Raw genomic sequence first — 13,831 nt, forward strand, 5'->3', positions numbered from 1 at the left:
AACTTAATCGCCGAAGTTTTCGTAGGTGGTCTCGACACGGCCGTCGGACAGGCGGTAGCGTGCACCGACCACTCCGACCGTCTTGCGCTCCAGCCCGGAAATGACGGCCGGGATGCGCGCCACCAGGTGCTCTGCCCCGTTGCGGGCGTGCGCCTGCTCCACCTGTTCGCCGCGGGTTTTCGCCTCCGCCACGGCCGGCGAAATCTTCTCCACGAACACGCGCGTCAGCCCAGGCGGGATGTCACCGGACTCGAGCGCGGACACCGCGGCGCCCACAGCGCCGCACTTCTCATGGGCGAGGAAGAGCACGAGGTCCACCCCGAGGCCGTCCACGGCGTACTCCACCGACGCCGACACGGCGGAGTCCACGCAGCCGCCGGCGGTGCGGATGACAAAGATGTCGCCGAAGCCGGCGTCGAACAGCAGCTCAATGGGCACACGGGAGTCCGAGCAGCCCACCACGCACACCGCGGGGTTCTGGCCCGAGGTGAGCTGCTGGCGGGTGGCTGGGTCGCGGCGCGGGTCCGCGGTGTGGCCGGTGGCGAAGCGCTCGTTGCCGGCTTGGAGCAGCTCCCACACCTCGCGGGGTGTGGCGGCGGCCTGGAGATCGGTTACATCAGTCATGCCCACTATTGTTGCACGCATTGTGACGAAACTTCCCCCAAACAAGGTCATCGATTGGTACCGGGCCAACGCCCGCGAACTGCCGTGGCGTGTGGCGGGTACTTCTCCCTGGGGCGTGCTGCTCAGTGAGGTGATGAGCCACCAAACTCAGGTCGAGCGGGTCGCCCCCATCTGGCAGGAATGGATGGAACGATGGCCCACCCCGGCGGCGTTCGCGCAGGCTGGCACGGACGAGATCCTGCGGGCCTGGGGCAGCCTGGGCTACCCGCGCCGGGCGCTGCGTTTGAAGGAATGTGCGCAGGTCATCGTGGATGAGCATGGCGGCGAGGTGCCGGAGGACGTCGATAAGCTGCTGGCGCTTCCCGGCATCGGCGACTACACCGCGCGGGCGGTAACGTGCTTCGCGTACGGCAAGAATGTGCCGGTGGTGGACACGAATGTGCGACGCGTGGTGGCCCGCGTGGTGCGCGGCGAGGCGCTCGGGGCGCCCGGCAAGAAGGAAATCGAGCAGGTTGCGGCGCTGTTGCCGGAGCAGAATGGCCCCGAGTTTTCTGTCGGGCTGATGGAGCTCGGCGCGCTCGTGTGCACCGCGCGGGCACCGAAATGCGAGGAGTGCCCCGTAAGTGACGAATGCACGTGGCTCGCAGCCGGAAAGCCTGAGGCCGAGGTGAAAAAGCGCTCGCAGCGCTTTGTTGGCACCGACCGCCAGGTGCGCGGCAAGATCATGCGGTTGTTGCGGGAGTCCGAAAGCCCAGTGGAGCAAAAGCTTATCGACGCCCTCTGGCACGACCCCGCACAGCTTTCCCGCGCGCTATTTTCCCTGCTCGAAGACGGTCTGGCCGAGCAGGACGAGAAGGGTTACTTCCACCTGCCGCGGTAGTGCAGCCCGCCGGGCAGCTTCACGTACACGCCGCCGCGGGAATTGAAAGTGACCGGCCCGATCTTCCTTGATGCGGACACGCCGGACTTGGAGTAGTTGAGCCAGCTGCCGTCGCTGATCTTTTGGCGCTTGCGGTACTGAATTCCCATGGACGGGAGCTTACACTGCTTCATATGCGTAAACGGTGGTGTCTTTTTGCTGTCCCGCTCCTGATTTGTCCATCTGCGCACGCTGAGGATTTGAGCGCGGAGTCCCTGTCGTCGTTGTCGTCGGTTGGCTCGTCCACGAGGGATGTGGTCCGCGACGCGTCATCGTTGTCGTCCATACCGGAGCTGTCTTCGCAATCGTTTGACGGCGCGGCGGGTGGCACTGCCGGCAAGCTCGACGCGAAGAAGCGGGTGCTGGGGTCCAACGGCAAACGCATCCGCTACACCTCCGTCAACGAACGCGGCGAGAAAGTGCCGGTCACCGGCGCGTTGTACGACCGTCCGTTTGCGAAGGGCCTGGTTGTTCTCGCTCCGGGCACGCGCGGCCTGGGCGACCAGTGCGCGCCGTCGGCGGCGTCCTCCATGCTGTCTTCGCTCGGCCTCGACGGCACGGTGAACATCAACTACGAGGCACCTATGGTGCAGATGCTTCTCGACGACGGTTACCGCGTGGTCGTCACCGACTACATGGGGCTGGGCACCGACGGCCTGCACACCTACCTCAACCGCGTCGACCAGGGCCGCGCGGTCATCGATGCCGCCCGCGCCGTGTCCAAACGCGGCGAGAAGGTGGCGTTCTGGGGCTACTCTCAGGGCGGCGGTGCGGCTGCCGCGGCCGCGGAGCTCGTCGGCGACTATGCCCCGGAGCTCAACGTGGTGGGGACGTTTGCCGGCGCTCCCCCGGCCGACCCGTTGGCCGTGCTGCAGCAGGCATCCGCGTCGATGCTCACCGCCGTGGCGGGCTTCGCCGCCGCCAGCTACTCGGAGACCTACCCCGAGTTCCGCGACGCCATCCAGGAGTACCTCACCGACGACGGCAAGAAACTGTTGGAGGATCTGAAAACGTCGTGCGTGGTGGACGCGTCGATGCGCGCCCCGAAGATCACGGGCGACATCTTCGTCGACGGCAAGACCTTCGCGGAGATTGCGGAGGAAGACGAGCGGATTGGCAAGTACCTCGAGCGCAACAAGTTGGGCAAGGTGAAGCCGAACGCCCCGATTATGGTGCTGACCAACCCGGACGACGACCTCGTCCCGGAGCCGCAGGCCACCCAGTTGGCCGAGGACTACTGCGCGATCGGCGCCGATGTGGAGTACCGGCGCGTGGTGGTGCCGGGGTCGCCGACGCAGCCCTTGTCGTCCGGCCGCCGCGAGCTCACCCCGCGCGCGCCGGGTTCCGGCCACGCGCTGCCGCTGGTGCTGCAGACGGGCAACGTCTCGGACTGGCTGTCCGACCGCTTCAAGGGCAAGCCCATGAAACAGGTGTGCCCCTCCGACCACCCCGAGTATGAGGTGGTCGAGGGGCTCAACGCCGTGGAGATCACTGCGATCGTTGTCGCAATCCTCGGCGCCCTGGGCTTGTGGGCTTACACCGGCTCGGGGCCGTTGCCCTCGTTGCCGTCGCTACCGTCCTTGCCGTCGTTGCCCTTCTGATCTTCGCGCTCATCCGGGAACTCTGAGGCCTCGGACTCCGGCTGGGTGCGCTCCGGCTCGATGTCGCGGACTTCGTCCTCCGGCTCCACGTCGAAGGCCTCGGCCGGCAGCGGGCGCGGGCGCGGGGTGAAGGTGAACTTCGCGTCCGGCGCGGCCTTGCCACGCTCCTTGCGCGCGGACTCAACGTCGCCGTCCCAGCCCTCGACGTCCACGGTGATGATCTCGCCGGCGCCGATCTCGCCGAACAGGATCTTCTCCGACAGGATGTCTTCGATCTCGCGCTGGATCGTGCGGCGCAGCGGGCGGGCGCCCAACACCGGGTCGAAGCCGCGGACCGCGAGCAGGTTCTTCGCGTTCTCGGTCAGCTCGATGCCCATATCCTGCGCGGCCAGGTTCTTGTCCACGCGGCCGATGAGCAGATCCACCATCTTGACAATCTCGTCCTGGCTGAGCTGCTTGAACACCACGATCTCGTCGATGCGGTTCAAGAACTCGGGGCGGAAGTGCTTCTTCAGCTCGTCGTGGACCTTGCCCTTCATGCGCTCGTACTGCGCATCGGAATCCGCGGCGGTGTCGCCGGTGAAGCCCAGGCCGACCGGCTTGGAGATGTCGGACGTGCCCAGGTTCGAGGTGAAGATCAGCACCGTGTTCTTGAAGTCCACGTTGCGGCCCTGGCCGTCGGTGACGTGGCCCTCTTCGAGTACCTGGAGAAGCGTGTTGTAGATCTCCTTGTGCGCCTTTTCGATCTCGTCGAAAAGCACCACGCTAAACGGCTTGCGGCGCACCTTCTCGGTGAGCTGGCCGCCCTCTTCGTAGCCGACGTATCCCGGAGGGGCGCCGAAGAGGCGCGAGGCGGTGAAGCGGTCGTGGAACTCGCCCATGTCCACCTGGATCAGGGAGTCGTCGTCGCCGAAGAGGAACTCGGCGAGCGCCTTGGACAGCTCCGTCTTACCCACACCGGACGGGCCGGCGAAGATGAAGGAGCCGGACGGACGGTTCGGGTCCTTCAGGCCGGCACGGGTGCGGCGGATGGAGCGGGAGACGGCCTTGACTGCCTCGTCCTGGCCGATGATGCGCTTGTGCAGCTCGTCTTCCATGTGGAGGAGACGGCTGGACTCGCTTTCGGTGAGCTTGAACACCGGGATGCCAGTCCAGTTGGCCAGCACGTCCGCGATCTGGTCCTCGCCGACCTCGGCGATTTCCTCCAGGTCGTCGGAGCGCCACTTCTTCTCCTTGGCGGAGCGCTCCTCCCCCAGCTTGCGCTCGGTGTCGCGCAGGCCGGCGGCCTTTTCGAAGTCCTGGGCGTCGATCGCCGCTTCCTTTTCCTTGCGCACCTCGGAGATGCGGTCGTCCACCTCACGCAGGTCCTCCGGTGCGGTCATGCGTTTGATGCGCATGCGGGCACCGGCCTCGTCGAGCAGGTCGACGGCCTTGTCCGGCAGGAAGCGGTCGTTGATGTAGCGGTCCGACAACGCCGCGGCAGCCTTGAGCGCGTCGTCGGTGTAGGACACGCGGTGGTGTGCCTCGTAGCGGTCGCGCAGGCCCTTGAGGATCTGCACGGTGTCTTCCACGGACGGCTCGTCCACCTGCACCGGCTGGAAGCGGCGCTCGAGGGCCGCGTCCTTCTCGATGTGCTTGCGGTACTCGTCCAGCGTGGTCGCGCCGATGGTCTGGAGCTCGCCGCGCGCCAGCTTCGGCTTCAAAAGCGACGCCGCGTCGATGGCGCCTTCGGCGGCACCTGCGCCGACGAGGGTGTGGATCTCGTCGATGAACAGGATGATGTCGCCGCGCTGGTTAATCTCCTTGAGCACCTTCTTCAGGCGCTCCTCGAAGTCGCCGCGGTAGCGGGAACCCGCAACCAGGGAGCCCAGATCCAGGGAGTAGACCTGCTTGTCCTTCAGCGTCTCCGGGACCTTGCCATTGGCGATGTCCAGGGCAAGGCCCTCCACCACGGCGGTCTTACCCACACCGGGCTCGCCGATGAGCACCGGGTTGTTCTTGGTGCGGCGCGACAGCACCTGCATGACGCGCTCGATCTCCTTGTCGCGGCCGACAACTGGGTCGAGCTTGCCTTCCTTCGCGGCTGCGGTGAGGTTGCGACCGAACTGGTCCAGCACCAGCGAGTTGGAGCGCTCGCCGCCCTGCGGGCCGCCGCCAGCGCGCGGACCCGCGCCCGCACCCGCGAAGCCCGGCTGGTTCTGCTGCGGGGACTCCGGGTTCTGGCCCTCGCCGCCCTCGTAGCCGGACAGCAGCTGGATAACCTGCTGGCGCACGCGCGGAAGATCCGCGCCGAGCTTGATCAGCACCTGTGCTGCCACGCCGTCGCCCTCACGGATGAGGCCGAGCAGCAGGAACTCGGTGCCGATGTACTTGTGGCCCATCTGCAGGCCCTCGCGCAGGGAAAGCTCCAGCACCTTCTTCGCGCGCGGGGTGAACGGGATGTGGCCGGTCACCGGCTGGGTGCCGTGGCCGATAATGTCGATGACCTCGCGGCGCACGTCGTCGAGGTTGATGCCCATGGACTCGAGCGCCTTCGCTGCGACGCCCTCGCCCTCCTTGATCAGGCCGAGCAGGATGTGCTCGGTGCCCATGTAATTGTGGTTGAGCTCGCGCGCCTCCTCCTGTGCAAGGACGATGACGCGACGGGCGCGGTCCGTGAACCTCTCGAACATGTGGCAGACCCCTTTGCAATGCGGTTCCTAAACGAATTGTCCCCCACCATAACGCGCGGGTTCCACACGACTTCCCGCCTTTTTGGGCCTTTGCTTGCCGACGCCCCCTTTTTCCTGCTCAGACCCGGTGTTTGCTGGTAGCGAACGGCCGTCGAAAAGCAAAAATGCCCCGCTTTGTGCTACCGTCTCCCCCAGCCCGAAAGGGTGCCACAACAGATCCTTTAAGAACCGCGCACTGACGCGGAGAAGGAGCAGAATAATGAGCGAACTCATGGACGCTGCGGATATCAACCGCACGCTCGACCGCATTTCGCACCAGATCATTGAGAAGACCGCGGACGCTGACCGCGTTGTCCTCCTGGGAATCCCCTCCGGTGGCGTTCCCTTGGCGAAGCGCCTCGCCACCAAGATCGAGCAGTACGGGGGAAAGACAATCCCCTCCGGCTCTCTTGACACCACGCTTTACCGTGATGACCTGCGCGGACGCCCGCACCGCGCGCTGCAGCCCACCTCCATCCCCGACGAGGGGATCGACGGCGCCACCGTTGTGCTGGTGGACGACGTGCTGTACTCCGGCCGCACCATCCGCGCCGCGCTCGACAGCCTGCGCGACCTGGGCCGCCCCGCGCGCATCCAACTGGCGGTCCTGGTGGACCGCGGCCACCGCGAGCTGCCAATTCGGGCGGACTACGTGGGCAAGAACCTGCCCACCTCCACCGAAGAAAAGGTCGCTGTGCTGCTGGAAGAGATTGACGGCGGCGACTCGGTCATCCTCACTCGAAAGGAAGCGTAAGAAGCGTGAAGCACCTCCTGAGCATTTCTGACCTGTCCAAGGACGAGATCGTCGCCCTGATGGACACCGCCGACCGCTTCCGCGAGTCGCTCGAGGGCCGCTCTGTGCCCCAGCTGCCCACGCTGCGCGGCCGCATGGTGTTCAACCTCTTCTACGAGAACTCCACGCGCACCCGCTCCTCCTTCGAGGCCGCGGGCAAGGCGCTGTCGGCCAACATGATGAACATCGCCGCCTCCACCTCCTCGGTGAAGAAGGGCGAGTCCCTGCGGGACACGGGCCTGACGCTGAAGGCGCTGGGCGCCGACGCGATCATCATCCGCCACCCGCTCTCCGGCGCGCCCCAGCACCTGGCCGAGGTTGTCGCCCCGGGCGGCAAGGGCCCGAGCGTGATCAACGCCGGCGACGGCCGCCACCAGCACCCCACCCAGGCCCTGCTGGACGCGGTAACCATGCGCTCGCGCATCGGGGACGTTGCCGGCAAGAAGGTTGTCATCTGCGGCGACTGCCTGCACTCGCGCGTGGTGCGCTCCAACGTGGACCTGTTGTCCACCCTCGGCGCGGAGGTGGTGCTCGTGGCGCCGCCGACCCTGTTGCCGGTGGGCGTGGAGAACTGGCCGGTGCGCACCTCCGCCGACTTCGACGCCGAACTGCCCGACGCGGACGTGGTGATGATGCTGCGCGTGCAGGCCGAGCGCATGCTGGGCGGCTTCTTCCCGTCCAACCGCGAGTACTCCGCGCTCTTCGGCATGAACGAGGAGCGCTCCGCCGCGATGAAGCCCGGCGCGATTGTCATGCACCCCGGCCCGATGCTGCGCGGCATGGAGATGGACTACGTGGTGCCGGACCAGGACAAGTCCACCGTGCTGCAGCAGGTGACCACCGGCGTGCACGCCCGCATGGCCGTGCTCTACACCCTTCTTGCCAACGAGGATCTGGCCTAACCGGGCCGCGAAAGGACGACTTCCATGACTTCCCTGCTCATCACCAACGTCCGCCCCTACGGCGAGGGCGAGCCGGTTAACGTGCTGGTGGAAAACGGCGTGATCGCCTCCGTCAACGCGGGCGCGGACGCCCAGGCGGATTCCGCGCTCGACGGCAAGGGCGCCGTGCTCCTGCCGGGCCTGGTGGACATGCACGTGCACCTGCGCGAGCCCGGCGGCGAAGACGCCGAGACCATCGAGACCGGCTCCCGCGCCGCCGCGCGCGGCGGGTTCACTGCCGTGTTCGCCATGGCGAACACCACCCCGGTGAATGATTCCCCGGTGATCTCCGAGGCCATCTGGCACAAGGGCCAGCAGGTGGGCCTGTGCGACGTGCACCCGGTGGGCGCCATTACCAAGGGCCTAGAGGGCGAGACGCTCACCGAGTTCGGCCTCATGGCCCGCTCCGACGCCAAGGTGCGCATGTTCTCCGACGACGGCAAGTGCGTCGACAACCCGCGCGTCATGCGCCGCGCCATCGAGTACGCCCGCGGTACCGACGTGTTGCTGGCCCAGCACTGCGAGGAGCCGCGCCTGACCGAGGGGGCCAGCGCCCACGAGGGCGAGAACGCTGGCCGCCTCGGCCTGGGCGGCTGGCCACGTGCCGCCGAGGAGTCCATCGTGGCCCGCGACATCCTGCTTGCCCGCGACTACCACGGCCGCGTCCACTTCTGCCACGCCTCCACCGCCGGCTCCGTCGAGCTGATCGCATGGGGCAAGCAGCAGGGCGCGGACATCACCGCCGAGGTAACCCCGCACCACCTCCTGCTCTCCGACGACCTGCTGGACACCTACGACGGCACCTACCGCGTCAACCCGCCGCTGCGCGAGGAGACCGATGTGGAGGCGTTGCGCAGGGCGCTTCTCGACGGCACCGTGGACGTCGTCGCCACCGACCACGCACCCCACACCCCCGAGGACAAGGCATGCGAGTTCGAGCTCGCCCGCCCGGGCATGCTGGGCATGGAGACCTCCCTGGCCATCATCGCCGAGATCTTTGTCAAGGGCGGCCTCGCCGACTGGCGCTGGGTGGCCAAGGTCATGTCCGAGCGCCCCGCCGAGATCACCCGCCTCGCCGACCAGGGCCGGCCCATCGCCGAGGGCGAGCCGGCCAACCTGACCCTGGTCAACGAGGACGACACGTGGGCGGTGGACGAGGCCGGCTTCGCCTCCAAGTCCAGCAACACGCCGTACCGCGGCCACACCTTCAGCACCCGCGTCGCCGCGACGGTGTTGCGGGGCGAGGTGACGTTCGCTGGGGATCGTCGATAAGCAAACGGTGATAATTGTCATACGCGTTGGGCATAGAACAAGCAGCCGCCCCGGCGCTACCATCGGCAGTGGATGGAATTCCCACCGTCCCTTCCCAACGCGAAAAGGAGTTTCCAATGCCTGTCAGCCTCAGCGGCCGCAACTTCACCAAGTTGCTCGACTTCACCCCCGATGAAATCCGCTACCTGATCAAGCTCTCCAAAGAGTTCAAGAATCTGAAGCTCACCGGCACCCCGCACCGCTACCTTGAGGGCAAGAACATCGTCCTGCTCTTTGAGAAGACCTCCACCCGCACCCGCTGCGCCTTCGAGGTCGCCGGCATGGACCTGGGCATGGGCGTGACCTACCTGGACCCGGGCTCCTCGCAGATGGGCAAGAAGGAATCCATCGAGGACACCGCCCGCGTGCTCGGCCGGATGTACGACGGCATCGAGTACCGTGGCTTCGCCCAGGAGATCGTCGAGGACCTGGCCGCCAACGCCGGCGTGCCGGTGTGGAACGGCCTGACCACGGAGTTCCACCCCACCCAGATGATCGCGGACATGCTCACGGTGGAGGAGAACTTCCCGCAGGGCCTCAAGGGCCTCAAGTTCGTGTTCATGGGCGACGCCCAGAACAACGTGGCCAACTCGCTCATGGTCGTCTGCGCCAAGCTGGGCCTGGACTTCGTCGCCTGCGGCCCGCAGGAGCAGATGCCCGAGGCCGAGCTGGTGGAGCAGTGCAAGGAGATTGCCGCTGAGAACGGCGGCTCCGTCACCCTGACCGAGGACGTGGACGCGGCCGCCACCGGCGCGCACGTGATCTACACCGACATCTGGGTGTCCATGGGCGAGCCCGACGACATCTGGGAGTCCCGCATCAAGCTCCTCGAGCCCTACCGCGTTACCAAGGACGTCATGGCCAAGGCCGCCGACGACGCCATCTTCATGCACTGCCTGCCCTCCTTCCACGACACGAAGACCACCATCGGCGCCGACATCGCCGAGAAGTTCGGCGTGTCCGAGATGGAGGTCTCCGACGAGGTCTTCGAGTCCGCGCAGTCCAAGGTTTTCGACGAGGCCGAGAACCGCATGCACACCATCAAGGCCGTCATGTACGCCACCCTCAGCTAGGAGAATCAACATGGGACACCGTTTGGTTGTCGCCCTCGGCGGGAACGCCTTGGGCAACTCGCCCCATGAGCAGCTCGAGCTGATCCAGGGCACCGCCACCGCGCTGGTCGACCTCATCGAAGGCGGCCACGAGGTGATCATCACCCACGGCAACGGCCCCCAGGTGGGCATGATCAAGGTTGCCACCGACAATTCGGCCGAGAAGGTCGGCGGCACGCCGGAGATCCCGTTCCCCGAGTGCTCCGCCATGAGCCAGGGCTACATCGGCTACCACCTGCAGCAGGCGCTGGAAAACGAGCTCCGCAAGCGGGACATTGCCAAGCCCGTGGCGTCGCTGATCACCCAGACACTAGTTCAGGCCGATGACCCGGCCTTCAACAACCCGAACAAACCCGTCGGCTCCTTCTACTCCGAGGAGGACGCGAAGCGCCTCATGGAGGAGACCGGCGAGACGTACGTGGAGGACTCCGGCCGCGGCTGGCGCTGGGTTGTGGCGTCGCCGCAGCCGACGGAGATCGTCGAGGGCGAGGCCATCACCTCGCTCGTCAACGCAGGCGCAGTGGTTATCTCCACGGGCGGCGGCGGCATCCCCGTTGTCCGCCGCGACGGCGGCGGCTTCGAGGGCGTGCCCGCCGTGATTGACAAGGACCGCTCCGCCGCGATCATGGCTGACCAAGTTGGCGCGAGCCACCTGATCATCCTCACGGCCGTGGCGAACGTGGCAGTCAACTTCAACACGCCCGAGCAGCGCGACCTGACCGAGATCACCGTCGACGAGGCCAAGCAGCACATGGCGGACGGCCAGTTCGCCCCCGGCTCCATGCTTCCCAAGGTGGAGGCGTGCGTCTCCTACGTCGAGGGCAGCGCCGGGCGGACCGCCATCATCACCTCGCTGGAGAACGCCGGCGAGGCCCTGAACGGCACCGTGGGCACCTCCATCAAGAGCTAAGCCCGCCGCCCGATCGCGGGGCACGGAACCTTTCCAGGTTCCGCGCCCCGTTTTTCGTGGCCAAATAGTTGGCGCGCACCAACTTGTCCGCAATGCGGAGGCTTGACGCGCGGAGGGGGGCAAAAAACACGCACGTTATAGGCGCCGTTTCTGCTGGTAGAAATCCAGTGGGAAGCATTTTTATAATGACAACGAGCGGGAGCTGGGCTACCACGAGCTCGAGATTGCGCTGACCGTGTACGGCGAGACCGGCGGGTAGGACGTCGAGAAGCAACCCGGGTACTACCGGCGGCGTTAAAGATCGGGGAGATCGCGTACAACGGGGACGACGAGCTACTGGGCGGCGGAGGCGGCGTGCGCTCCGCGGCAGACGGTATCCGGGTACGGTCTGCCGATCGGCCGGAAGCTGGTGCAGGCGCTGACGGGCATCGTTCCCATCGCCCGCACCACCCCGAAAATCACCCTGGCCACGCCTACTTGCCCAACAACATCGGCGTGCCGAGCGCCGGGGGGTGCACGCACACACGCTTCATCGAGGTCCACCACGTTAAGGAATGGAAAAACGGGGCCACACAGATCTGGAGAATCTGCTGCCCCTGTGTTCCGCGTGCCATTCACTGGTGACGGACGGCTACCTGCGCATCGTTCGGGAGGCGTCGCACCTCCACTTCATCTACGGCGACGGTAGCCGGTACGTCTCCGTGAACCACTCCCTGCCCCGCCGAGGGCGGGGGGAGGGCGCCGGCCCTAGCTGTAGATGAGCACCTGCGCGACAAGCATCGCGCCGCCGAAGACGATCATGAACACCACCATCGGCCAGACGAACTTCAACCAGTGGGAGTACTTGATATGCAGCATCTGCAGCGTGGCCATAACCAGGCCGGTCGGGGCGATGAAGAGCATCGCGTACTGGCCCCAGTTGTAGGCGGACACGGCGATGAAGCGGGGGATGCCCACGGAGTCCGCGAGCGGGGCGATGATCGGCATCGCCAGCACGGCGAGGCCGGAGGACGAGGGCACCACGAAGCCGAGGAAGAAGAACACCACCATCAGCATCAGGATGAACACGGGGCCGTGCATGCCGGAGACGAGGCGGGTGGCAGCGTCGAGCATGGTGTCGGAGATCATGCCCTCGTTGAGGACCAAGTTGATGCCGCGGGCGAGGCCGATGATCAGGGCCACGCCCACCATCTCGGAAGCGCCCTGCGAGAAGGACTCAACTACCTCGCCCTCGCTGAGCTTGTGCTTGCCAAACAGCGACAGGATCATGATGATGATCGCGATGATGAGGAAGGACGCTGCCATGGTGGGGAACCACCAGCTCTGGCTCATCACGCCCCACACCATGATGGGGAAGGCCGCGGCGAAGAGGATCAGGATGACCTTCTGCTTCAGGTCGAACGGCCGGATGTCCTCCTCCGCGGTGTCGAGCTGCCACTGCGCGTTGAACTTCTCGCGGTCCTCGTAGGTGATGGAGGCCGAGGGGTCCTTCTTAATCTTCTTGGCGTACCAGTACAGGTAGGCAATCACCACGATCGCGCCCACCACCGCGCCGGCGACACGCCAGCCGATACCCTCGGTGAACTTAATGCCCGCGGAGTTGGAGGCGATGATGACCGAGAACGGGTTGATGGTGGAGAATGCCGAGCCGATGGAGCCGGCGAGGAACACCGAGCCAACCACAATGATCGCGTCGAAGCCGAGCGAGATGAAGATGGGGGCGAGGATGGGGTAAAACGCCACCGCCTCCTCCTCGAGGCCGCAGAAGGAGCCGCCCATTACCATGAGGATCGACACCGCGGCGACGAGAATGAACTCGCGGCCCTTCGTCTTCTTGGTCAGCGCGAACAAGCCGGATTCGAACGCCCCGGTTGCGCGCACTACGCCGATGAGGCCGCCGAGCACCAGGATGAACACGATGATGTCCACGCCCTCGATGGTGCCGCGCACCATGCTGAGCGGGATGTCCATAAAGCCGGCGTGGTTCGGGTCAACGTGCTCGTAGGTGCCGGGGATGGAGACGGGTTTGGTGATGTCCCCGCCGGTGAAGCTGTCGATGTTGATCGGCACGCCCAGCTGGTCCAGGGTTTCCTGGGTGGCGGGCATGTCGCTGGTTTCGCCGCTCGGCGCGGTGACGACGAAGTCGCCGGCGCCCTCGTTGTACTCCACCTTGGAGTAGGAGCCGGCTGGCACCCACCAGGTACAGAGCACCGCGATGACGGTGAGGAAAAAGAGAATGGTGAAGGCCGACGGGAACTCGAATTTCTTCTTCTTCTTCTTCTCCGGGGCCTGTTGCTGGGGAACTGCCGTGGTCACGGTGTTAGTCCTTCCCTGGCTAGGCGCCCGAGGCGAACGTCCCAGGCGCGTGGTCGGTACAGGAATAAGTGTAAACCCGCCACCATGCGCCACAGGCATCGCGAGAGGGTGATTATTCTTACAGCAATTGCCCTCGGGTATCAGAGCAGGTCGTGCGCTGCGTCGCGGGCCTGCGCCGCCGTGGGCGCGGCGAGGGCCCGGCGCGCCATCTCGCGGCACGTATCCAGGTCGTGCCCGCAGAGCGCGGCCCGCACCGGCCCGATTCTGGAGGGCGCCATGCTTAGCGACGCCACCCCGAGCCCCACCAACACCAGAGCTGCAAGCGGGTCCCCGCCCGCCTCCCCGCACACCCCGACTGGCTTGCCGGCGGCCCGGCCACCCTCGGCGGCGGCGCGGATCATAGCGAGCACGGCGGGTTGCCACACGGACAGCAGCGGGGCGAGCTCGCCCTGCATGCGGTCGGCGGCCATCGTGTACTGGGACAGGCCGTTCGTGCCGATGGAGGCGATGTCCGCCGCACCCAGGAGCTGTTCGGCGGTCAAGGCAGCTTGCCCTTCATCCGCTCGTACTGCGCCTCGGAATCCGTGGCGATG

12 protein-coding genes are annotated in these 13,831 nt (G+C 66.2%); 7 read left to right on the forward strand and 5 right to left on the reverse strand.

Features of this window, described 5'->3' with window-relative positions; all coding sequences use genetic code 11:
- Positions 1-3: 3 nt before the first annotated feature.
- A complete protein-coding gene (locus O5O53_RS10775) occupies positions 4-624 on the reverse strand; it encodes a carbonic anhydrase (protein ID WP_269511938.1) in 621 nt (206 codons plus the stop codon).
- On the opposite strand from O5O53_RS10775, the gene O5O53_RS10780 reads away from it, so the two are divergent.
- Positions 623-1,504: an HhH-GPD family protein gene (locus O5O53_RS10780; protein WP_269511939.1), complete on the forward strand. Its 882-nt coding sequence runs from the start codon at positions 623-625 to the stop codon at positions 1,502-1,504. The two genes, O5O53_RS10775 and O5O53_RS10780, sit on opposite strands and share 2 nt — an antisense overlap.
- On the opposite strand, the gene O5O53_RS10785 is transcribed toward O5O53_RS10780, so the two are convergent.
- Positions 1,483-1,653: a DUF4236 domain-containing protein gene (locus O5O53_RS10785; RefSeq protein WP_141764919.1), complete on the reverse strand. Its 171-nt coding sequence runs from the start codon at positions 1,651-1,653 to the stop codon at positions 1,483-1,485. The genes O5O53_RS10780 and O5O53_RS10785 overlap by 22 nt on opposite strands.
- A 90-nt stretch (positions 1,654-1,743) precedes the next feature.
- Here O5O53_RS10785 and O5O53_RS10790 point away from each other — a divergent pair, with 90 nt between their 5' ends.
- Positions 1,744-3,144 (forward strand): alpha/beta fold hydrolase, encoded by a 1,401-nt coding sequence (locus tag O5O53_RS10790; protein WP_269511941.1) that lies wholly within the window; start codon positions 1,744-1,746, stop codon positions 3,142-3,144.
- On the opposite strand, the gene O5O53_RS10795 is transcribed toward O5O53_RS10790, so the two are convergent.
- A complete protein-coding gene (locus O5O53_RS10795) occupies positions 3,078-5,816 on the reverse strand; it encodes an ATP-dependent Clp protease ATP-binding subunit (protein ID WP_269511942.1) in 2,739 nt (912 codons plus the stop codon). The genes O5O53_RS10790 and O5O53_RS10795 overlap by 67 nt on opposite strands.
- Before the next feature lie 259 nt (positions 5,817-6,075).
- Here O5O53_RS10795 and pyrR point away from each other — a divergent pair, with 259 nt between their 5' ends.
- From pyrR to arcC, 5 genes are all read left to right on the forward strand, one after another.
- Positions 6,076-6,609 (forward strand): bifunctional pyr operon transcriptional regulator/uracil phosphoribosyltransferase PyrR, encoded by a 534-nt coding sequence (gene pyrR, locus O5O53_RS10800; RefSeq protein ID WP_437177859.1) that lies wholly within the window; start codon positions 6,076-6,078, stop codon positions 6,607-6,609.
- Positions 6,610-6,614: 5 nt separating this feature from the next.
- Positions 6,615-7,550, forward strand: coding sequence for an aspartate carbamoyltransferase catalytic subunit (locus O5O53_RS10805; protein WP_269511943.1), 936 nt, complete (start codon positions 6,615-6,617; stop codon positions 7,548-7,550).
- Between the two features lie 24 nt (positions 7,551-7,574).
- The gene (locus O5O53_RS10810) at positions 7,575-8,861 is read left to right on the forward strand and encodes a dihydroorotase (RefSeq protein ID WP_269511945.1); all 1,287 of its coding nucleotides are present in this window, start codon (positions 7,575-7,577) and stop codon (positions 8,859-8,861) included.
- 116 nt (positions 8,862-8,977) lie between these two features.
- Positions 8,978-9,973 (forward strand): ornithine carbamoyltransferase, encoded by a 996-nt coding sequence (gene argF, locus O5O53_RS10815; RefSeq protein WP_269511946.1) that lies wholly within the window; start codon positions 8,978-8,980, stop codon positions 9,971-9,973.
- A gap of 10 nt (positions 9,974-9,983) precedes the next feature.
- Positions 9,984-10,922 carry a carbamate kinase gene (gene arcC, locus O5O53_RS10820; RefSeq protein ID WP_269511947.1) on the forward strand — a complete coding sequence of 313 codons (939 nt, stop codon included), beginning with the start codon at positions 9,984-9,986 and terminating at the stop codon, positions 10,920-10,922.
- Between the two features lie 747 nt (positions 10,923-11,669).
- Here arcC and O5O53_RS10825 read toward each other — a convergent pair.
- Both O5O53_RS10825 and O5O53_RS10830 read right to left on the reverse strand, forming a co-directional pair.
- Positions 11,670-13,238: a YfcC family protein gene (locus O5O53_RS10825; protein WP_269511948.1), complete on the reverse strand. Its 1,569-nt coding sequence runs from the start codon at positions 13,236-13,238 to the stop codon at positions 11,670-11,672.
- A 140-nt stretch (positions 13,239-13,378) separates the two neighbouring features.
- On the reverse strand, positions 13,379-13,780 hold the full coding sequence (locus tag O5O53_RS10830; RefSeq protein WP_437177860.1) for a putative PEP-binding protein: 402 nt from the start codon (positions 13,778-13,780) through the stop codon (positions 13,379-13,381).
- Between the last annotated feature and the right edge of the window lie 51 nt (positions 13,781-13,831).

This window comes from Corynebacterium faecium, assembly GCF_027257105.1.
Taxonomy (GTDB): domain Bacteria; phylum Actinomycetota; class Actinomycetes; order Mycobacteriales; family Mycobacteriaceae; genus Corynebacterium; species Corynebacterium lehmanniae.

Bases quoted from the DNA above. Each gene is read 5' to 3' on its own strand.
- O5O53_RS10780 (WP_269511939.1), top strand. From the start codon at position 623: ATGCCCACTATTGTTGCACGCATTGTGACGAAACTTCCCCCAAACAAG.
- O5O53_RS10775 (WP_269511938.1), bottom strand. From the start codon at position 624: ATGACTGATGTAACCGATCTCCAGGCCGCCGCCACACCCCGCGAGGTG.
- O5O53_RS10785 (WP_141764919.1), bottom strand. From the start codon at position 1,653: ATGGGAATTCAGTACCGCAAGCGCCAAAAGATCAGCGACGGCAGCTGG.
- O5O53_RS10795 (WP_269511942.1), bottom strand. From the start codon at position 5,816: ATGTTCGAGAGGTTCACGGACCGCGCCCGTCGCGTCATCGTCCTTGCA.
- pyrR (WP_437177859.1), top strand. From the start codon at position 6,076: ATGAGCGAACTCATGGACGCTGCGGATATCAACCGCACGCTCGACCGC.
- O5O53_RS10810 (WP_269511945.1), top strand. From the start codon at position 7,575: ATGACTTCCCTGCTCATCACCAACGTCCGCCCCTACGGCGAGGGCGAG.
- argF (WP_269511946.1), top strand. From the start codon at position 8,978: ATGCCTGTCAGCCTCAGCGGCCGCAACTTCACCAAGTTGCTCGACTTC.
- arcC (WP_269511947.1), top strand. From the start codon at position 9,984: ATGGGACACCGTTTGGTTGTCGCCCTCGGCGGGAACGCCTTGGGCAAC.